This window comes from Streptomyces sp. CA-251247 (genome assembly GCF_050952975.1).
Taxonomy (GTDB): domain Bacteria; phylum Actinomycetota; class Actinomycetes; order Streptomycetales; family Streptomycetaceae; genus Streptomyces; species Streptomyces achmelvichensis.
In genome coordinates this window covers 5,066,614-5,086,256 of the sequence record NZ_CP191861.1, presented here as the reverse complement: position 1 = coordinate 5,086,256, position 19,643 = coordinate 5,066,614, and the positions used below count along the sequence as shown (strand labels likewise).

The 19,643-nt window shown below is 70.0% G+C and carries 20 protein-coding genes; 9 read left to right on the top strand and 11 right to left on the bottom strand.

Going from position 1 to position 19,643, the window contains the following annotated elements; all coding sequences use genetic code 11:
* Positions 1 to 56 precede the first annotated feature (56 nt).
* The 5 genes from afsQ1 to ACQPWZ_RS22570 all read left to right on the top strand — a co-directional run bounded on the left by afsQ1 (position 57) and on the right by ACQPWZ_RS22570 (position 4,009).
* Positions 57 to 734: a two-component system response regulator AfsQ1 gene (gene afsQ1 / locus ACQPWZ_RS22590; protein WP_175257369.1), complete on the top strand. Its 678-nt coding sequence runs from the start codon at positions 57 to 59 to the stop codon at positions 732 to 734.
* Positions 735 to 774: 40 nt separating this feature from the next.
* The gene (locus ACQPWZ_RS22585; protein WP_433572245.1) at positions 775 to 2,352 is read left to right on the top strand and encodes an ATP-binding protein; all 1,578 of its coding nucleotides are present in this window, start codon (positions 775 to 777) and stop codon (positions 2,350 to 2,352) included.
* Entirely contained in the window at positions 2,349 to 2,984 is a 636-nt protein-coding gene (locus ACQPWZ_RS22580; protein ID WP_433572244.1) for a hypothetical protein, read from the top strand. Before ACQPWZ_RS22585 ends, ACQPWZ_RS22580 begins: the two co-directional genes overlap by 4 nt.
* Positions 2,985 to 3,135: 151 nt before the next feature.
* Positions 3,136 to 3,705, top strand: a complete 570-nt coding sequence (locus ACQPWZ_RS22575; protein ID WP_340474952.1) for a VanZ family protein — start codon at positions 3,136 to 3,138, stop codon at positions 3,703 to 3,705.
* A 103-nt stretch (positions 3,706 to 3,808) separates the two neighbouring features.
* On the top strand, positions 3,809 to 4,009 hold the full coding sequence (locus ACQPWZ_RS22570) for a PspC domain-containing protein (RefSeq protein WP_313944515.1): 201 nt from the start codon (positions 3,809 to 3,811) through the stop codon (positions 4,007 to 4,009).
* Positions 4,010 to 4,022: 13 nt separating this feature from the next.
* Here ACQPWZ_RS22570 and ACQPWZ_RS22565 read toward each other — a convergent pair whose 3' ends face one another.
* The 3 genes from ACQPWZ_RS22565 to ACQPWZ_RS22555 form a co-directional block, all read right to left on the bottom strand.
* Positions 4,023 to 4,838 (bottom strand): hypothetical protein, encoded by an 816-nt coding sequence (locus ACQPWZ_RS22565; RefSeq protein WP_340474950.1) that lies wholly within the window; start codon positions 4,836 to 4,838, stop codon positions 4,023 to 4,025.
* A gap of 129 nt (positions 4,839 to 4,967) precedes the next feature.
* The gene (locus tag ACQPWZ_RS22560) at positions 4,968 to 5,375 is read right to left on the bottom strand and encodes an ATP-binding protein (RefSeq protein WP_433572243.1); all 408 of its coding nucleotides are present in this window, start codon (positions 5,373 to 5,375) and stop codon (positions 4,968 to 4,970) included.
* A 123-nt stretch (positions 5,376 to 5,498) separates the two neighbouring features.
* Positions 5,499 to 6,653 carry an adenosine deaminase gene (locus tag ACQPWZ_RS22555; protein ID WP_340474947.1) on the bottom strand — a complete coding sequence of 385 codons (1,155 nt, stop codon included), beginning with the start codon at positions 6,651 to 6,653 and terminating at the stop codon, positions 5,499 to 5,501.
* A gap of 103 nt (positions 6,654 to 6,756) precedes the next feature.
* Between ACQPWZ_RS22555 and ACQPWZ_RS22550 the strand changes: the two genes are divergently transcribed.
* On the top strand, positions 6,757 to 7,617 hold the full coding sequence (locus tag ACQPWZ_RS22550) for an alpha/beta hydrolase (RefSeq protein ID WP_340474946.1): 861 nt from the start codon (positions 6,757 to 6,759) through the stop codon (positions 7,615 to 7,617).
* Positions 7,618 to 7,680: 63 nt separating this feature from the next.
* Here ACQPWZ_RS22550 and ACQPWZ_RS22545 read toward each other — a convergent pair whose 3' ends face one another.
* Complete coding sequence (locus ACQPWZ_RS22545) at positions 7,681 to 8,634, bottom strand: LysR family transcriptional regulator (protein ID WP_340474944.1); 954 nt, start codon at positions 8,632 to 8,634, stop codon at positions 7,681 to 7,683.
* Between the two features lie 62 nt (positions 8,635 to 8,696).
* Here ACQPWZ_RS22545 and ACQPWZ_RS22540 point away from each other — a divergent pair, with 62 nt between their 5' ends.
* From ACQPWZ_RS22540 to ACQPWZ_RS22530, 3 genes are all read left to right on the top strand, one after another.
* A complete protein-coding gene (locus ACQPWZ_RS22540; RefSeq protein ID WP_356701276.1) occupies positions 8,697 to 9,968 on the top strand; it encodes an MFS transporter in 1,272 nt (423 codons plus the stop codon).
* Between the two features lie 109 nt (positions 9,969 to 10,077).
* Positions 10,078 to 10,800 (top strand): L,D-transpeptidase family protein, encoded by a 723-nt coding sequence (locus ACQPWZ_RS22535; RefSeq protein ID WP_356701274.1) that lies wholly within the window; start codon positions 10,078 to 10,080, stop codon positions 10,798 to 10,800.
* Between the two features lie 69 nt (positions 10,801 to 10,869).
* The gene (locus ACQPWZ_RS22530; protein ID WP_433572242.1) at positions 10,870 to 11,937 is read left to right on the top strand and encodes a sigma-70 family RNA polymerase sigma factor; all 1,068 of its coding nucleotides are present in this window, start codon (positions 10,870 to 10,872) and stop codon (positions 11,935 to 11,937) included.
* 69 nt (positions 11,938 to 12,006) lie between these two features.
* Here the strand turns inward: ACQPWZ_RS22530 and ACQPWZ_RS22525 are convergent, their stop codons facing one another.
* From ACQPWZ_RS22525 to ACQPWZ_RS22495, 7 genes are all read right to left on the bottom strand, one after another.
* Positions 12,007 to 12,288, bottom strand: a complete 282-nt coding sequence (locus ACQPWZ_RS22525; RefSeq protein WP_340474941.1) for an STAS domain-containing protein — start codon at positions 12,286 to 12,288, stop codon at positions 12,007 to 12,009.
* A 196-nt stretch (positions 12,289 to 12,484) separates the two neighbouring features.
* Positions 12,485 to 13,762, bottom strand: coding sequence for a thymidine phosphorylase (locus ACQPWZ_RS22520; protein ID WP_340474940.1), 1,278 nt, complete (start codon positions 13,760 to 13,762; stop codon positions 12,485 to 12,487).
* An 87-nt stretch (positions 13,763 to 13,849) separates the two neighbouring features.
* Complete coding sequence (locus tag ACQPWZ_RS22515; protein WP_433572241.1) at positions 13,850 to 14,254, bottom strand: cytidine deaminase; 405 nt, start codon at positions 14,252 to 14,254, stop codon at positions 13,850 to 13,852.
* A complete protein-coding gene (locus ACQPWZ_RS22510) occupies positions 14,251 to 15,540 on the bottom strand; it encodes an ABC transporter permease (RefSeq protein ID WP_340474938.1) in 1,290 nt (429 codons plus the stop codon). The genes ACQPWZ_RS22515 and ACQPWZ_RS22510 overlap by 4 nt, the downstream gene beginning before the upstream one ends.
* Positions 15,537 to 16,649, bottom strand: a complete 1,113-nt coding sequence (locus ACQPWZ_RS22505; protein WP_340474936.1) for an ABC transporter permease — start codon at positions 16,647 to 16,649, stop codon at positions 15,537 to 15,539. Before ACQPWZ_RS22505 ends, ACQPWZ_RS22510 begins: the two co-directional genes overlap by 4 nt.
* On the bottom strand, positions 16,646 to 18,244 hold the full coding sequence (locus ACQPWZ_RS22500) for an ABC transporter ATP-binding protein (RefSeq protein WP_433573851.1): 1,599 nt from the start codon (positions 18,242 to 18,244) through the stop codon (positions 16,646 to 16,648). The genes ACQPWZ_RS22505 and ACQPWZ_RS22500 overlap by 4 nt, the downstream gene beginning before the upstream one ends.
* Positions 18,245 to 18,423: 179 nt before the next feature.
* On the bottom strand, positions 18,424 to 19,461 hold the full coding sequence (locus tag ACQPWZ_RS22495; protein ID WP_340474935.1) for a BMP family lipoprotein: 1,038 nt from the start codon (positions 19,459 to 19,461) through the stop codon (positions 18,424 to 18,426).
* Between the last annotated feature and the right edge of the window lie 182 nt (positions 19,462 to 19,643).

Sequence of the window (19,643 nt, the reverse complement as noted above, 5' to 3'; positions counted from 1 at the left end):
TGTGGGAGCGCTCCAGCAGTCGAACTCCGGCGCACACATGGGCCAGAATGACCACCGTGCCTTTCCTGTTGCTGATCGAGGACGACGACGCCATCCGCACGGCCCTCGAACTCTCGCTGTCACGCCAGGGCCACCGAGTGGCCACCGCGGCGACGGGAGAGGACGGTCTGAAACTGCTGCGTGAGCAGCGACCGGACCTGATCGTGCTGGATGTGATGCTGCCCGGGATCGACGGTTTCGAGGTGTGCCGCCGTATCAGGCGCACCGATCAGCTGCCGATCATTCTGCTGACCGCACGCAGCGACGACATCGATGTGGTGGTCGGTCTGGAGTCGGGCGCGGACGACTATGTCGTCAAACCCGTGCAGGGCCGTGTGCTGGACGCCCGGATCCGGGCCGTACTGCGCCGCGGCGAGCGGGAGTCCACCGACTCGGCGACCTTCGGCTCCCTGGTGATCGACCGCTCGGCGATGACGGTCACCAAGAACGGCGAGGACCTCCAGCTCACGCCCACCGAGCTGCGGCTGCTGCTCGAACTGAGCCGCAGGCCCGGGCAGGCGCTCTCCCGGCAGCAACTGCTGCGTCTGGTGTGGGAGCACGACTATCTCGGCGACTCACGACTGGTGGACGCGTGCGTCCAGCGGCTGCGGGCGAAGGTCGAGGACGTGCCGTCCTCGCCGACCCTGATCCGCACGGTGCGCGGCGTGGGCTACCGGCTGGACGTTCCGCAGTGACACCTGTCTGCACCGTCATTCCCATGAACGGAACCCCTCGGTGAGCAGTGCCGCAAAGCGCGCGATACTCGCCCCGCTGCGCTGGACGAGCCTCAGGCTCCGGCTGGTCGTGGTCTTCGCTGCGGTCGCGCTGACCGCGGCGGTGTCCGCCTCGGGCATCGCGTACTGGCTGAACCGGGAAGCCGTACTGACCCGGACGCAGGACTCCGCCCTCGCGGACTTCCGCCAGGACATGCAGAACCGGGCGGCGGCGCTCCCGCTGGAGCCGACGCAGGCCGAACTCCAGGACGCCGCCGAGCAGATGGCCGACGGCAACGCCGACTACAGCGTGCTCCTCGTCGGCCAGCGCGACGAGGGCAAGCCGGTGGTCGTCACCTCCGACCCGGACACCTTCACGCTGGACGACGTGCCGGGGCGGCTGCGCGAGGCGGTGGACAAGCGGCAGGACATAGGTGCGGGCAACCAGGTCCCGTACCACCTGTACTGGCTGCGCACCGAGCGCAACGGCGAGCCCTTCCTCGTCGGCGGCACCCGGATCGTCGGTGGCGGCCCGACGGGCTACGTCTTCAAGTCGCTGGACCAGGAACGGCAGGACCTCAATTCGCTGGCCTGGTCGCTGGCGATCGCGACCGCGCTGGCACTCGTCGGCTCGGCGCTGCTCGCCCAGGCCGCGGCCACGACCGTGCTGAAGCCGGTGCACCGGCTCGGCGAGGCGGCCCGGCGGCTCGGCGAGGGCAAGCTCGACACCCGGTTGCGGGTGTCGGGGACGGACGAACTGGCCGAACTGGCGCGGACGTTCAACAAGACGGCCGCGTCGCTGGAGAAGAAGGTCGACGACATGAGCGCGCGGGAGGAGTCCAGCCGCCGTTTCGTCGCCGACATGTCGCACGAGCTGCGCACCCCGCTCACCGCGCTGACCGCCGTCACCGAAGTGCTGGAGGACGAGGTCGACACCCTCGACCCGATGATCGCGCCCGCGGTGAACCTGGTGGTGAGCGAGACCCGGCGGCTCGGCGATCTGGTGGAGAACCTCATGGAGGTCACCCGCTTCGACGCCGGCACCGCGAGGCTCGTCGTGGACAACGTCGATGTCGCCGACCAGGTCACCGCGTGCATCGACGCCCGCGCCTGGCTGGACGCCGTGGACCTGGACGCCGAGCGCGGCATCATGGCGCGGCTCGACCCGCGCCGCCTGGACGTGATCCTCGCGAACCTGATCGGCAACGCCCTCAAGCACGGCGGCTCGCCGGTACGGGTGTCGGTGCGCCCGGTCGACGGCGAGCTGCTGATCGAGGTACGGGACCACGGGCCCGGCATCCCCGAGGACGTCCTGCCGCATGTCTTCGACCGGTTCTACAAGGCGAGCGCGTCACGGCCGCGTTCGGAGGGCAGCGGTCTCGGCCTGTCGATCGCGATGGAGAACGCGCACATCCACGGCGGCACCATCACCGCGGCGAACTCGCCGGACGGCGACGGCGCGGTGTTCGTGCTGCGGCTGCCGCGCGACAGCTCCGACGCGAAGGACTGCGACGGGCACGGCGACACCGACGCGGACGCGGGGTTGGACGAGGGCACGGACGCACAGAGCCGTGACCGGGGAGAGGAAGGCACACGGTGACGCCGAACGCAGCGGGCAGGCGGGCCGTGGTGGCGTTCGCCGCCCTCCTGGGCGCCCTCGCCATCGGCGGGTGCGGCATCAGGTCCACCCAGGTCCCCGTCGACGCCGGGCCGGCGCCGTCACGGGTGCCGTGCGAGGTGTCGGGCGGCAACCTCACCCAGGCGCAGCCGGAGAGCGGTGTCCCGGTGCGCGTCTATCTCGTCTGCGCCTCCCAGCTGGAGTCCGTGGACCGTACGGCCGGGGTGCCCGAGAAGAAGGCGCTGACCGACCGGGTGCAGGTGGCCCAGGCGCTGATCGACGAGTTGCAGAAGGAGCCGTCGTCCTCGGAGCGCGAGGCGGGCTTCGCCACGTACGTCCGCGGACCGATCGTGGCCGGCGGGCCGCGCAAGGGGGACCCGGCGGACACGCTGCGGCTGAACCGCCAGCCCGAGGACCTGCCCGCGCCGGCTCTCGCCCAGATCGTGTGCACGTTCGCGGAGAGCCGGGCGGCGGCCCCGGGAGGCGCGGTGGTGCTCGGCGGACCCGGCGCGTACGCGCCCCGGAGCTACTCGTGCTCCCAGGCGGCCAAGGAGCGGCCCGACGAAACGGTGCCGACGCTCGGAGCACTGCCGTCCCCGTCCTCGTCGGAGTAGCGACACGGCCTGGGACGTACGTCACGTCCGTCCCGCCGGCGAGGCTGTGGTGTGCGGTGACGGCCCGGAAGGGGCCGCGCGGTGCGACCCGTCCGGCTTCCACTTGAAAGCTTCCGGAACCGATTCGCGCGCAGCGTGCGTCTTGGGGGGCGTGCAGCGTCAAGGTCAGGGCGGCAGTGCCGTCATCCGCTTCCGCGCGGCGGGGGTCACCCTCCTCCTCGCGCATCTGCTGCTCGTGGCATGGCTGACCCTGCGCCCGCTGGACGTGCTGTGGGTGACGGCCGCGAATCTCGAGCCCTTCGCCGGTATCAAGGCCGACCTCGCGCTGGGTCCCGTGGAGGCCGCCCGCCGGATAGGTGAGGGACTGCTGCTGCTCGCGCCGCTCGGCGTCCTGCTGCCCATGGCCGGCGGCAAGCTCATGGTCTCCCCGCTGGCCTCGCTGGCCCGCACCGTCGCGGCCGGCGCGTTTCTCTCCCTCGCCATAGAGCTGCTCCAGACCGGTGTACCGGGGCGGGTGCTCGACGTCGACTCGCTGCTGCTGAACACCGCCGGGGTGACGATCGCCCATCTGCTGGTCGTCCCCGCCGGCCGGGCCCGGCTGCGCCGCAGGCAGCGGGGCGCGGATGCCGGGTCCTCCTCACGGCCGCGCGGTGCCGTCCTGCGGGAGGAGCCCTCTCAGGGGGCGACCCCGACGATTCCCAGGGTCGGGATCGCACCGTAGAGCGACGCTTTGCACCCCTGTCGAGAGCCACCATGGATACATCAGGAGCTACCGGGAACCGCTCCTGAACATCCATCGAACGGTTCTCGCAAAGGAGCCCACCATGGCCGCACTTGTCCGCCCGCGTGAGGGACGCATGATCGGTGGAGTGTGCGCCGCGCTGGCACAGCGCTTCGGCACATCCGCCGGCACCATGCGGGTCATCTTCGCCGTCTCGTGCCTGCTGCCCGGCCCGCAGTTCCTGGTCTACCTGGCGCTGTGGCTGTTCCTGCCGGCCGAGAAGACCGCCACGACGGCCTGGTAGAACACCTGCCGGCTCAGCCGGCCCGCACCTGGCCGACCTTCGCCAGCTGCTTGTCGGCAACCTCCTGGGGGACGCGCGGCGGTACCCGCCGCGCGAGGTCGAGCGCCATGAACCGCGCCACCGTGGCACCTTGGCGCACCACGACCAGATGGACCGGGGTGGCCACGCCCTCGTTGGTCCCGACCGCTGTCCAGCTGACGGTCTCGTCGGCGCCCTCGGCGGTGAAGGGGGTCTCCTTCACCTCACGGTAGGAGCCGCTGCGGCCCTGGAGGGTCGCGGTGAAGCCCTTGCCGCACGCGCCGACGGCCTTCTTCAGTCCGTCCATGAGGCGCACCGCGTCGGCCTCGCTGTAGGCGCTGACCGACGCGGACACCGCGAGCCCGACGCTCTTGACCGAGCCCAGCCCGCGGTTGACCGTGCTCTTCGCCCGGGGGCTCGGTGCATCACCCATGGCGTCGGCGAGCGGCTGGCACGTCGGGGTGTCGGCGGCGGGCTGCCCTGCGGGGGCGAGGGCGCTCTTGCCGGTGGACACCTGGAAGCCGGGCAGATCTCCGGTGGCCAGCGCGGAGCGCTCCAACTGGGGGCTGCTGAGCGGCTTCGAGGTGTCGCCGCCGGCCGCGCCGCCGTTCCCCGTGCCGCTGTCACCGCCGTCGCTCTTTCCTCCGTCGGCCTTTCCGGCTCCGGTGGTCGCGCCCGAACTCGCCGGCGTGTCCGAGCCCTTGGCGGGCTCCTTGCCGTCGCCACTCGTGCACGCCGTGGCCAGCAGGAGGGCGGAGAGGGCTGTCAGAACGGTCGGTCGGGCACGTGTCCCGGCGGTCTTCGGGCGCATGGCCGCGATCCTGGCACACGGAAGTGGGGCCCACATCCGATTCGGGATGTGCGCCCCACTTCCGTGGCGTCCGGCGGATTTCGGTTGCGTCCGGCCGCGAGCGCCGTCCGTCCGTGCCGTGCCGGGGTCTCAGCCGAGGGGAAGGCCGCCGAGAGGGAGGCCGCCGAGCGGCAGACCGTCCAGCGGCAGACCGCTCAGCGGAAGGGCCCCGGCGATCGGGAGCCCGCCGAGCAGACCCGCGACCGGGTCGGCAGCGCCGTCGGTGGGCAGCGCCTTGTTCGTCACGCCCTCCAGCGTGGCCGCCAGCGGGCCCGCGGCCTCGGTCAGCGCCTGCTGGCCACCGACCAGCGACTCGGGGGCACCCGCCGGGAGCTTGGTGACGGCCTTCTGCACCGGCGCCACGCTCGTGACGCTGTCGAGCGGGGTGGCGGTGTCGGGGAGCATCGCCGGGGCAGCGGCGGCGGAGCCCGCGGCGGCAGCGGCGAAGGCGGCACCGAGAGCGGCGGCACCGAGAGTCTTGACAGCAGACTGCTTCATCAGGTGGTTTTCCTTGGGACGGGAATATGAGCGGCTCTGCAAGCTAGCCCCGCCCCACAGGAGTGGCAAACACCGCGAAGCGGCCGAGTGTTGACGTTCCCGGCCGCTTCCCGATAAGTACGATCACTTTCCGCCGGACGAAGAATCGCTGGTCGTGGCGGTCTGACGGAACAGCCATTCGGATTTCAACTCGGCGTATCCGGGCTTGATCACGTCATTGATCATCGCCAGTCGTTCATCGAAAGGAATGAACGCCGACTTCATCGCATTGACGGTGAACCACTGCATGTCGTCGAGCGTGTATCCGAAGGTGTCGGTCAGCAACTCGAATTCACGGGTCATGCTGGTGCCGCTCATGAGCCGGTTGTCGGTGTTGACCGTGGCCCTGAAGTGAAGTTTCCGCAGCAGCCCGATGGGGTGGTCGGCGTACGAGTCGGCGGCGCCGGTCTGCAGGTTCGACGTCGGGCAGAGCTCCAGCGGGATGCGCTTGTCCCGTACGTACGCGGCGAGGCGGCCGAGCCGCACCGTGCCGTCGTCCGCGACCTCGATGTCGTCGATGATGCGCACGCCGTGCCCGAGGCGGTCGGCGCCGCACCACTGGAGCGCCTGCCAGATCGACGGCAGACCGAAGGCCTCACCGGCATGGATGGTGAAGTGGTTGTTCTCGCGCTTCAGGTACTCGAAGGCGTCCAGGTGACGGGTGGGCGGGAAGCCCGCCTCGGCGCCCGCGATGTCGAAGCCGACGACGCCCAGATCGCGGTAGCGGTTGGCCAGTTCGGCGATCTCCAGGGCGCGGGCCGCGTGCCGCATGGCGGTGAGCAGCGCGCCGACGCGGATGCGGTGACCGCTCTCACGGGCACGCCGCTCGCCCTCGCGGAAGCCCTCGTTGACGGCCTCGACGACCTCTTCGAGCGTGAGGCCGGCCTCCAGATGCTGCTCGGGGGCGTACCGCACCTCCGCGTAGACCACACCGTCCTCGGCGAGGTCCTCGGCGCACTCGGCGGCGACCCGGAAGAGGGCGTCGCGGGTCTGCATGACGGCGCAGGTGTGCGCGAAGGTCTCCAGATAGCGCTCCAGCGAGCCGGAGTCGGCGGCCTCGCGGAACCAGATGCCCAGCTTGTCCGGCTCGGACTCGGGGAGCTGTTCGTAGCCGTGTGCCTGGGCGAGTTCGATGATCGTGCCCGGACGCAGCCCGCCGTCGAGGTGGTCGTGCAGGAGCACCTTCGGAGCACGGCGGATCTGGTCCGCGGTGGGCGTGTTGAGGGTCTGGCTCGTCATCTGCGCACTCTAGCCCCTACGCGCGTAGAGGGAGCCGCGTCGATACGTAACAGTGACCGTGCGTACGGGTGGAGTACACCCGCCCTTCTGAGACTGTTCTGTCATGGCACACCACGCATCGCCCCTGTGGTGGGGGCGTCCGGGCGACCAGGCCAGAGGCACGCGAACCCGCCGTGAGGCGACCGTGGCGAGGGGAGAGCGAGAGAACGGGCGCGGGCGGGAGGCCCGGCTCGGCCGGGCGGTGGGCGGCCGGGCGGCGGGAGCCGGTCCGGCGGTCGGCGGGGTGGTACTGCTCCTGCCCGACGGGGAGCCCGAGTCCGTCCGCAGACCCTCACCGCTGTCGTACGCGGCGGCACTGCCGATGGGCCGTTCGCTGGCCCGCGCGGGGCGCGAGCACGGACTGGTGGTGCACGCGGTCCACTACCGCTTCCGCGGCTGGAACGGGACGGACGCACAGCCTGCCGTGGACGCGGCCCGGGCGGCGGACGACGTGCTCCAGAGGTACGGGGATGTGCCCGTCTGTCTCGTCGGCCACGGCATCGGCGGCCGCGCGGCCCTGCACGCCGCGGGCCACACGGCGGTCAACTCCGTGCTGGCGCTTGCCCCGTGGCTGCCCGAGGACGACATGGCGGCCACACCCGAACCGGTGAAGCAGCTCGTCGGCCGGCAGGTGCTGATCGTGCACGGCACGAACGACGCCCGTACGGACCCGGAGTTGTCCTACCGGCTGGCCGAGCGGGCGAAGAAGACGAACCGCGACACGTGCCGCTTCGAGGTCCACACGGACGGCAACGCGCTGCGTCAGCACCATGGCGAAGTCCAGGCGCTGGCCGCCGACTTCGTCCTGGGCGCCCTCTTCACCCGGCCCTACGCCCGCCCGGTGGCCGACGCGCTCGCGGCCCCTCCCCCGCTCGGGCTGCGGATGCCGCTGGCGGCCGGCTTCGGCAGATCGCTGCGACGGTAGGGCCCGGCGCCGGCAGGAACCGCGCTGCCCGCCCATGTACCCGGACAGCTCCCGGGCGGGCTCTCAGTCAGGGAGCAGATGGCCCCGGCGGGAGAGCAGGAACTTCTTGAACGCGGCCACGGGGGCGGTGTCCGGGTGCCCGTCGAGCCAGGCGAGACCGATCTCGCGGACCGCGCGCGGGGCGGTCACCGTCAGCTCCACCACACCCGGCCGCGCGACGGCCGGCGGTGGCAGCAGGGCCACGCCCAGGCCCGCGGCCACCAGCCCGCGCAGGGTCTCCGCCTCCTCGCCCTCGAAGGCGACCCGCGGGGTGAAACCGGCCTCCGCGCACAGGTCGTCGGTGATCCGGCGCAGGCCGTAGCCGGGTTCGAGGGTCACGAAGACCTCGTCCGCCGCTTCCGCCAGCCGGATGCGCCGGCGGCCGGCGAGCCGGTGGTCGTCCGGCACCACCAGGCGCAGCCGCTGCTCGTCCAGGCGCCGGGCGACGAGGTCCGGCGCGTCCGGCACCGGCGAGGTCAGGCACAGATCGAGCTCTCCCGCGCGCAGTCGCTCCAGCATCGCCTCACCGTAGTTCTGCACGAGGGTGAAGCGGACGCGCGGATGGTCGGCGCGGAAGGCCCGCAGCAGCCCCGGCACGGTCTCCGAGCCCATGGTGTGCAGAAAGCCGAACGCCACCTTTCCCGCGCTGGGATCGGCGTCCGCCCGTACCGAGTCCGCCGCCCGCTCGACCTCGCCCAGCGCCCGCTCCACGGAAGCGAGGAAGGTCCGCCCCGCAGGCGTGAGCGAGACGGTGCGGCCCTTGCGCGCGAACAGGGCCAGACCGAGGTCGTGCTCCAGGCGCACCATCGCCCGTGACAGGGTCGACTGCGGCACCCCCATCTCCTGTGCGGCGCGCGTCACATGCTCGTGGCGGGCGACTCCGGCGAAGTACGCGAGGCGCGGCGCGAGCAGCAGCGTGATGTCTTCTTCGTAACTACTCGGTGACAGCCGAGGCTGTGAGCTGTGGTCATGCACCATGGGAACGATTATGGCCAATCCATGCATTGGACGCATGAAGTTCCGGCGCCTACGTTCGAAGCATGTCTCCCGCCAGTACCAAGGCGTCCACTCCCGTGGGCGCCGGCCCGTCGTCCCCCGAACTTCTCTCCCCCGGGCAGCCCGGCTACCGCCGCATGAGCTTCGCGCTCTTCGCCGCCGGTATGGCCACGTTCGCCCTCCTCTACTCGACGCAGGCGCTGCTGCCCGCCGTCTCCGCCGACTTCGGCGTGAGCGCGTCCGCCGCCAGCTGGACCGTCTCCGCGGCGACCGCCGCGCTGGCCGTGTTCGTCCTGCCGATGAGCTCGCTCTCCGAGCGCTTCGGACGGCGCACCGTGATGACGGCGTCGCTGGCCGTCGCCGTGGCGGTGGGACTGCTGGTGCCGTTCGCCCCGAGCCTGGAGTGGCTGGTGGCGCTGCGCGCCGTGCAGGGCGCGGCGCTGGCCGGGCTGCCGGCCTCGGCGATGGCGTATCTCGCTGAGGAGGTGCGGCCGAAGGCGCTGGTGGCCGCGATCGGCCTGTTCGTGGCGGGCAACAGCATCGGCGGGATGAGCGGGCGGATCGTCACCGGCTGGGTGGCACAGCTCTGGGGCTGGCGCGCGGCGCTCGCCGCGGTCGGCCTGATGGCCCTGGTGTGCGCGCTGGTGTTCCGCGCGATGCTCCCCAGGGCCCGTCATTTCACGCCCGGTTCGGTGAACCCGCGCGCCCTCGTCGCGACGGTCCGCGGTCATCTCGCCGACCCGCTGCTGCTGCGGCTGTACGCGATCGGCGCCCTGTTCATGACGGTGTTCGGCGCGGTCTACACGGTGATCGGCTACCGGCTGGTCGAGGCCCCCTTCAGCCTGCCGCAGGGCATCGTCGGCTCGATCTTCCTGGTCTACCTCGTCGGTACGGTCTCCTCCGCCGCCGCCGGGAAGCTGGTCGGCCGGCTCGGCCGCCGCGGAGCCCTGTACCTCGCGGTCACCACGACCGCCGCGGGCCTGCTGCTGTCCCTGGCGGACACGCTGCCGGCGGTGCTGCTGGGCCTGGTGCTGATCACCGCGGGGTTCTTCGCCGGGCACGCGGTCGCCTCGTCGTCGGTGAGCCGTACGGCGAAGACGGGCCGCGCCCAGGCGTCCGCGCTGTACCAGTCCGCGTACTACCTCGGCAGCAGCGCGGGCGGTGCGCTCGGCGCCCTCGCCTACCACTCCGGGGGCTGGGCGGGCACGGTCCTGCTGGGTCTGCTGGCCGTGCTCGGCGTCGTGTCGATCACGCTGTACGGGACCCGGGTGGCCCGCGCCGAGCACCGGATGCTGCTCGCCGGCGCACAGCGCTGACATACCCGCGGGAATTGGTCACCCCTCCCGTACAACCGCGGCTCCTCCGTGAGCGTCAAAGCTGGCAGACCCGCGCGTCGGCGCGGTCCACGGAGGGGAGTTGGTGGCGATGGGTCGCACCGGGGGGACACGGGGGACGCAGGGCATACGGAGACGGGCGGGAGTGGTGCTCGGCCTGACCGGGCTGGTGGTCCCGCTCACGATGGCGATAGGCAGCGCGCCTGCCGCCGCGGCCTCGTGCACGACGGCGACGGGGCCGTACCAGAAGCAGGTCGAGAAGTTCATGGGGCGTCCGGTGGACGGCAAGCAGTCGGCGGCCGACTGCAAGGCGATCCGGACCTTCCAGGGGTGGCACGGAATCACGCCGACCATCGGCTACGCCGGTCCGCTGACCTGGCAGACGATGAACACGATCCTGGCGCAGCGCGCGGCGGGGAAGAACCCGAACGCGGCCGGGAAGTGTCCGACCAACAAGGGCCGCATCGCCTGCGTCGACCTGACCCGTCAGCTGACGTGGATCCAGGACGGCAAGAAGCTCGTCTACGGCCCGGTCGCGGTGCGTACGGGCAAGAACGGCACCGAGACCCGTACCGGCGCCAAGAAGATCTACTGGCGGAGCATCAACCACTTCTCCACCATCTACAAGGTCCGGATGCCGTATTCGCAGTTCTTCGACGGCGGACAGGCCTTCCACTCGGTCACGAAGTCGATGTACAACCCGCCGGGCTCGGGGGGCTGCGTCAATATGCGGCCCGCGGAGGCAAAGGCATACTGGAATTTGCTGAAGAACGGCGACGACGTGCACGTATACGGGCGCAAGCCGGGAACCTGACCCCCACTGTCAGTCCCCTCCTGTAGGTTCCGAAGGGCTGGTGCCGAATGGGCGACAGGGGTGGACCCGATGAGTGATCTGGCAACGACGCAGGACCTGGATTCGAGACTGGAGCAGTACCGGCGCGAGCTGACCGGTTACTGCTACCGCATGCTCGGCTCCGCTTTCGAGGCGGAGGACGCGGTGCAGGACACCATGGTCCGGGCCTGGCGGAATTTCGAGAAGTTCGAAGGGCGTTCGTCGCTGCGGTCGTGGCTGTACCGCATCGCGACGAACGTCTGTCTCGACATGCTGAACGCAGGCAACCGCCGCGCCCGCCCCATGGACCTCACGGCCGCGACCCCCGTCGCCCAGGCCCAGCTGACCAGCCGCCCGGAGGTCACCTGGCTCGAGCCGGTGCCCGACGGGCGGGTGCTGCCCTCGGTGGCCGACCCTGCGGAGACCGCGGTGGAGCGCGAGACGATCAGGCTGGCGTTCGTCGCCGCGCTCCAGCATCTGCCGCCCAAGCAGCGTGCCGTCCTGATCCTGCGCGAGGTGCTGGCCTGGAAGGCGAGCGAGGTCGCCGAGCTGCTGGGCACCACGGTCGCCTCGGTGAACAGCGCGCTCCAGCGGGCGCGGGCGACCCTCGCCGAGTCGGAGCCGGCCTCCTCGGACGGCGCCGACCCCCTCGACGAAGAACAGCAGAAGCTCCTCGCCCGCTATGTGGCGGCTTTCGAGGGGTACGACATGCAGGCGCTGACCGCCCTCCTCCACGAGGACGCGACGATGTCCATGCCGCCTTACGACCTGTGGCTGCGCGGCCACGACAACATCGTGGGCTGGATGCTCGGCGTGGGCGAGGTGTGCCGGGGATCGAAGCTGGTCCCGACCGTGGCGAACGGCTCGCCGGCGTTCGCGCACTACCACCCGAGCGCGTCCGGCGAGGGGTACGAGCCGTGGGCGCTCATCGTCCTGGAGCTCTCGGACGGCAAGATCGGCGGGATGGACTTCTTCCTGGACACCAAGAGGTGGTTCCCGCTGTTCGACCTGCCGCCGGCACTCGACAAGGACGGTGCCCCTGTCGCCGCACAGGCCGCGGAGGCTGCCGCGGGTGAGGGTGCGGACGCGGGAGCGGAGGCCCCGAAGACGGCGGGCTAGGACCGTCCCCTCGGGCGGCTTGCCCTACCGGCGGCCTCCCCGTCAGGCAATCCCCGTCAGGCGATCCCGTCAGGCGACTTCGCCCAGGCCCACCAGTTCCAGCAGTGCGCGCAGCTCCGGCCCGGCACCTCTCATCCGGACCCGGCACCCCAGCCGCCGGGCCGTGAGCTGCATCCGCGCAAGGGCGTTGACGGCGGTCAGACTGGCGTGCGTCAGCCCTCCGACGTCACAGATCGCCTCGGTGACGCCGGTGCCGGAGAGCCGCGCGTGCAACTCCTCGCACAGGCGCGGCACATCGTCCGGGGTCAGCCTCCCGGAAATGCGCATGACGACGGGCTGTGTGGCGTCCACACGTATCAGACTGCCCTTGCGGCCAGAACTCATCGCTGTCAGAAGACTTCGGCGCATGGCTCACGATCCCGTCCCGTCGTCGTACGGATACGTCCTGTTCTGGGGACCGGTGCGGGCGCCCGATCTCATCGGTGCCACGACGGACAGCGGGACCGGTGGATCTCCACCGGTCCCGCTGCTCGTCATCCGTGCGCGGTCAGGCGATGCGGTCCAGCACGATCGGGTTCGCGGTGAACTCCGTGCCCGCCGGGGCGATGTCGTACGCCGAGCCCAGGGACTGGAGCGCGTAGTCGAACTTCTCGGGGGTGTCCGTGTGCAGGGTCATCAGCGGCTGTCCCGCCGTCACCGTCTCGCCCGGCTTGGCGTGCAGTTCGACGCCCGCACCCGCCTGCACCGGGTCCTCCTTGCGGGCCCGGCCCGCTCCGAGGCGCCAGGCGGCGATGCCGACGTCGTACGCGTCGAGGCGGGTCAGGACGCCGGACGCGGAAGCGGTGACGACGTGCTGCTCGCGGGCCACCGGGAGCGTCGCGTCCGGGTCGCCCCCCTGAGCCGCGATCATGCGCTTCCAGACGTCCATCGCCGAGCCGTCGGCCAGGGCCTTCGCCGGGTCGGCGTCCTTGATGCCGGCCGCGTCGAGCATTTCGCGGGCGAGCGCCAGGGTCAGCTCGACGACATCGGAGGGACCGCCGCCGGCGAGGACCTCGACGGACTCGCGGACCTCGAGCGCGTTGCCCGCCGTGAGGCCGAGCGGGGTGGACATGTCGGTGAGCAGCGCGACGGTCCGCACTCCGCTGTCGGTGCCCAATGCCACCATGGTGGAGGCCAGTTCGCGGGCGTCCTCGATGGTCTTCATGAACGCGCCGGTGCCGACCTTGACGTCCAGGACCAGCGAGCCGGTGCCCTCGGCGATCTTCTTGGACATGATCGAGGACGCGATGAGCGGGATGGCCTCGACCGTGCCGGTGACATCGCGGAGCGCGTAGAGCTTCTTGTCGGCGGGGGCGAGCCCGTCACCGGCCGCGCAGATCACCGCGCCGGTGGTGTCGAGGACGTTCAGCATCTCCTCGTTGGACAGCAGCGCGCGCCAGCCGGGGATGGACTCCAGCTTGTCGAGCGTGCCGCCGGTGTGGCCGAGACCGCGGCCGGAGAGCTGCGGGACGGCGGCGCCGCACGCGGCGACCAGCGGGGCGAGCGGCAGCGTGATCTTGTCGCCGACGCCGCCCGTGGAGTGCTTGTCGGCGGTGGGGCGGGAGAGGGCGTCGAAGTTCATGCGCTCGCCGGAGGCGATCATCGCCGCCGTCCAGCGGGCGATCTCCGTGCGGTTCATGCCGTTCAGCAGGATCGCCATCGCCAGCGCCGACATCTGCTCGTCGGCGACCTCACCCCGGGTGTAGGCGTCGATGACCCAGTCGATCTGCTCGGGGCTCAGCTCACCCCGGTCCCGCTTGGTGCGGATGACGGAGATGACGTCCATGGGATTCCTCCAGAGTTGCTCTACGCGCATAGAAAGAGGGTATGACCGCGGCCCCTCCGCCGGAGCGGAAGGGCCGCGGCCGTGCTCCTACGAGAGATGCTGCGGCCCGAACGCCTGCGGGAGCATCTCGTCCAGGGTCAGGATCCCTTCCGGGGTGTCCAGCAGCAGCTCGGGGCCGCCGAATTCGTACAGCAGCTGCCGGCACCGCCCGCAGGGCACCAGCACCTCGCCCCGGCCGTCCACGCACGCGAAGTGCGTGAGCCGGCCACCGCCGGTGGCCTGGAGCTGCGACACCAGGCCGCACTCCGCGCACAGCGACAGACCGTACGAGGCGTTCTCGACATTGCAGCCGACGATGATGCGGCCGTCGTCGACGAGCGCCGCCACGCCGACCGGATAGCCCGAGTAGGGCGTGTACGCGCGTGTCATGGCTTCGCGCGCCCGCTCCCGCAACTGCTCCCAGTCGGCGTCCGCGGCGGCCGGGGTCGTCACTTGCCCTGACCCTTGCGATAGCGCATGCCGTCGGCCTTCGGCATCCGCAGCCGCTGCGCGGAGAGCGAGAGGACGAGCAGCGTCACGATGTACGGCGTGGCGGTGACGAACTCGTTGGGCACCGTGTCCGTACCGAGGTACCAGACCAGCACGACGGCGGAGATGACCGCGCTGACCGCTGCCTGGAGGAAGCTCTTGCGGTAGAACTTCCAGGCGGCGAGGCCGGCGAGAACGACCACGAGCAGCAGGAGCAGCGCGTGGACGGACTCGCCGCCGTTGCGCAGCTGGAGCGCGTCGGAGAAGCCGAACAGGCCCGCGCCCATGGCGAGTCCGCCCGGACGCCAGTTGCCGAAGATCATCGCCGCGAGGCCGATGTAGCCGCGACCACCGGTCTGGCCCTCGTTGTAGATGTGCGAGGTCACCAGCGACAGGAACGCACCGCCGAGACCGGCCAGACCGCCGGAGACGATCACCGCGACGTACTTGTACGTGTAGACGTTGACGCCCAGGGACTCCGCGGCGATCGGGTTCTCACCACAAGAACGCAGCCGCAGACCGAAGGTGGTCTTCCACAGCACCCAGAAGGTGAGCACGAAGAGCAGCGCCGCCACGATCGTCAACAGCGAGACGTTGGTGACCAGGCCACCGAGAATGCCCGCGAGGTCTGAGACGAGGAACCAGTGATGCTTCTCGATCGAGGCCAGCCAGTCAGAGAGCCCGGGGATGGTCACACTGGTGATGCTGTCGGCCGGCGGGGACTGCTTGGGGCTGCCGCCCTTGGTGGCGGCCTCCCCGGAGTTGAACCACAGCTTGGCGAAGTAGGTGGTGATACCCACAGCCAGGATGTTGATCGCGATGCCCGAGATGATGTGGTCGACACCGAAGGTGACGGTCGCCACCGCGTGCAGCAGGCCGCCGAACATGCCGCCGAGGACACCGGCGAGCACACCGAGCCAGGGGCTCGTCTGCCAGCCGGCCCAGGCGCCGAAGAACGTGCCCAGAATCATCATGCCTTCGAGGCCGATGTTGACCACGCCGGAGCGCTCGGCCCACAGACCGCCGAGACCGGCGAGGCCGATCGGCACGGCCAGCGACAGCGAGGCACTGATCTGGCCGGCTCCCGTGAGGTCCTGGGCACCGGTGATGGCACGGACCGCGGACAGCGCCAACAGCCCGCCCGCGAGGATCAGAAGGATCACCGGGAAGGACAGCCGCCTGCGGCCGCCTTTGCCGCCGGCCACCTTCGGCGCCGCGGGCGGCGGGGTGGAAGTCGCCGTGGCGCTCACGCCGACACCTCCTTCTGCTCGGTCTTACGGGCCTGGGCGGCGAGCTTCTCGCCGACCTGCCGCTGCTGGCGCTTGAGGCCGTAGCGGCGCACCACTTCGTACGCGATGACGACGCACAGGACGATGACGCCCTGGATCACGCCGACGATCTCCTTGTCGTAGTCCTCGAACTCGAGCTTCCCGGAGCCGCGCTCCAGGAAGGCCCACAGCAGGGCGCCGAGTGCGATGCCGACAGGGTGGTTGCGGCCGAGGAGAGCAATGGCGATACCGGTGAAGCCGATACCGACCGGGAAGCCGCCGCCGTACTCGAAGGACTCGTTGAGCAGGGTCGGCATACCGATCAGGCCGGCCATGCCGCCGGAGATCAGCATCGACGTGACAACCATCTTCTTCACGTTGACGCCGCTGGCCTCGGCCGCGGAGCCGGAGTGGCCGACCGTGCGGAGGTCGAAGCCGAAGCGGGTGCGGGAGAGGGTGAACCAGTACGCGATGCCGGCGATGACCGCGACCACGATGAAGCCGTAAATGGGCGTCGGGGTGGTCGGGAACTCGAAGAAGTGCGAGGACTCCGGGAGCGGCTTGGTGGAGATCTCCGTACCGGCCTCGTCGAGGTGGCCGAGGCGGCCGACCTGGATCAGATAGCCGATGATCGCCGTGGCGATCGCGTTCAGCATGATCGTCGAGACCACTTCGCTGACGCCGCGGGTGACCTTCAGGAGACCGGCGATACCGGCCCACATGGCACCGACGATCATCGCGGTGATGATGATCAGCGGGATCTGGAGGACGCCGGGAAGCGTCAGGGCACCACCGAGCGCGGCGGCGAAGAAGGCCGCCAGGCGGTACTGGCCGTCGACTCCGATGTTGAACAGGTTCATCCGGAAGCCGATGGCGACCGCGAGACCTGCCAGGTAGTACGTGGTCGCCTTGTTCAGGATGTAGACCTGGCTGTCCGACTTCACGCCGTAGTCGAACATGATGCCGAACGCCTCGAAGGGCTGCTTCCCCGTCGCGGCCAGCACCAGGGCCGTCACGAGGAATGCCACCACAATCGCGAGCAGGGGCGCGGCGATCCCCAGGAGCAGCCGCTCCTTGTCGAACTTCTTCATCGGTCCTCTCCCCCGTCGGGGTTGGCGACGGGGTTGCCGCCGTCGTCGTCGGCCGGCGCTTCCAGATGCCCCGTGGCTGCACCCGTCATGGCCGAACCGAGCTCCTCCGGAGTGATGGTGGCAGGGTCGGCGTCCGCGACCAGCCGGCCGCGGTACATGACCCGCAGGGTGTCGGAGAGCCCGATCAGCTCGTCCAGGTCGGCGGAGATCAGCAGCACGGCCAGGCCCTCGTGGCGGGCCTCCCGGATCTGGTCCCAGATCTGCGCCTGTGCGCCGACATCCACACCGCGGGTGGGGTGGGCGGCGATCAGCAGCTTGGGCGCGTGGCTCATCTCTCGGCCGACGATCAGCTTCTGCTGATTGCCGCCGGACAGGCTGGCGGCGGTGACCTCGATACCGGGGGTCCGGACGTCGTATTCGCGCACGATCCGTTCGGTGTCGGCGCGGGCGGCCTTGATGTCCAGGAACGCACCCTTGCTGTTGGGCTTCTCGGTGACGTGCCCGAGGATGCGGTTCTCCCACAGCGGGGCTTCCAGCAGCAGTCCGTGGCGGTGGCGGTCCTCGGGGATGACGGCCATGCCCTCCTCGCGCCGCTTGCGCGTCGGAGTATGCGAGATGTCATCGGTGTCCAGCGTGAGCACACCGGTGTCGAGCACCCTCATACCCATGATGGCCTCGACCAGTTCGGACTGGCCGTTGCCCTCGACACCCGCGATACCGAGCACCTCACCCTTGTGGATGGTGAAGTTGATGCCGTCGAGCACCGCGCGGACGACACCGTCGGGGTCGGTCGCGGTCAGCCGCAGGTCCTGGACCTTCAGCATCGGCGTGTCGGTGACGGTCGACTCGCGGGTCTCCGGCGACGGCAGCTCGCTGCCGACCATCAGCTCGGCCAGTTGCTTGGAGGTGGTGGAGGCGGGGTCGGCGGTCCCCACGGTCGTACCCCGGCGGATCACCGTGATCTCATCGGCCACCGACAGCACCTCGCCCAGCTTGTGCGAGATGAAGATGACAGTCAGGCCCTCGGCCTTGAGCTCGCGGAGGTTGTCGAAGAGCGCTTCGACCTCCTGCGGCACCAGCACGGCCGTTGGCTCGTCGAGGATGAGGATGCGGGCGCCGCGGTAGAGGACCTTGAGGATCTCCACGCGCTGACGGTCGGCCACACCGAGATCCTCGACGTGGGCGTCCGGGCGGACATTGAGACCGTACGCGTCCGAGATCTCCTTGATCTTGGCGCGGGCCTTGTCACCGATGCCGTAGAGCTTCTCCGAACCGAGCACGACGTTCTCGAGGACGGTGAGGTAGTCGGCAAGCATGAAGTGCTGGTGCACCATGCCGATGCCGCGGTCGATGGCGTCGCCGGGATCGCTGAACGACACCTGCTCACCGTCCACCGTGATGGTGCCTTCGTCCGGCTTCTGCATGCCGTAAAGGATCTTCATCAGAGTGGACTTGCCCGCGCCGTTCTCGCCGACAAGGGCGTGCACGGTGCCCCGGCGCACGGTGATGTCGATGTCGTGGTTGGCCACGACGCCGGGGAATCGCTTGGTGATGCCGCGGAGCTCTACGGCATGGGAACTGCTGGACGCTTTGATGGCGCACTCTCCTAAGGCAGGGAGTGGAGGAGCAGAGGCGGTGGTGGCGAAAAATACCGCGTAGGGGGAGTGCTACGCGCGTAGCGCCGCCAAATTGTTGAGGTGCCGGACCCACTACGCAAGTCGGGGCCCGCAGAAGCAGCCGAAGCGGCTCCTCCGGGCCCCGGTCAACGGGCCGGTCAGGTCGTGGTCTTGACCTTGATGGTGCCGTCGACGATCTTCTTCTTCGCCTCGTCGATCTTGGCCTGGATGTCCGTGAGGTGGTCACCCGTCGTGGTGAGGCTGACGCCGTTCTCCGCGAGGGAGTACGTGTGCGTGCCAGTCAGCGGCTTGCCGTCCTTGACGGACTTGGCGAGATCGTAGACGCCGGTGTCGACGTTCTTGACGACCGAGGTCAGGATCGAGTTCGCGTACTTCGACAGGGCCGGGTCCTTGGCCTGGTCGGAGTCCACGCCGATGGCCCAGGCACCCTTCTGGCCGGCGACGGCCTCGATCGCGCCGGCGCCGGAACCGCCCGCCGCCGCGTAGATGACGTCGATGCCCTTGTCGAGCATGCCCTTGGCGGCGGCCTTGCCCTTGTCGGGGCTGCCGAAGCCGGAGAGGTCCGAGCCCGTGGACAGGTACTGGATCTGCACCTTGGCCTTCGGGTTCGTCTCCAGGACGCCCTGCTCGAAGCCGGCCGCGAACTTCTTGATCAGCGGAAGGTCCACACCGCCGATGAAGCCGATCTGGCCGTCCTTGGACTTGAGCGCCGCCGCGACACCGGCGAGGTACGAGCCCTGCTCCTCAGTGAAGACGATATTGTCGACATTCTTCGCCTCGGCGAGAGAGTCGACCAGGCCGAAGTTGACCTTCGGGTACTTGGCCGCGACCTTGTCGACCGCGTCCTTGTAGGCGAATCCGACGGCGATGACGGGGTTGTAGCCGCCCTCGGCGAGGGAAGCGAGACGCGACTCCCGGTCGGCCGGGGTCTCACCGTTCTTGGCGGTGAGCTCCTTGGTCTCGGCCTTGAACTCGGCCTTGGCCTTGTCCAGACCGCGGGCCGCGGAGTCGTTGAAGGAGTTGTCGCCACGGCCGCCGACGTCGTAGGCCATGCCGATCTTGAGCGTGCCGTCCGAGCCACTGGACTCGGTGGACGACTCACCGCACGCGGTGGCGGTGAAGGCAAGGGCCGCGGTTGCGATACTCGCGGCAGTGATCTTGGATACCCGGCGCAAGAGGAGGGTCCCTTCAAGACTGACCGAAAGCGCCTCTTCTGGCGCTGGTTTCGCGGCGATCGTAACGCGCGTAGATGTCAGTTAAAGACCTGTTCATCAGTCGTTATCGGATCGTCGCGAACCGGCCATCGGCTTGGTGCGCGCCGCATTGATCGACACGCGACGTACTCCAGTGCAGCGTA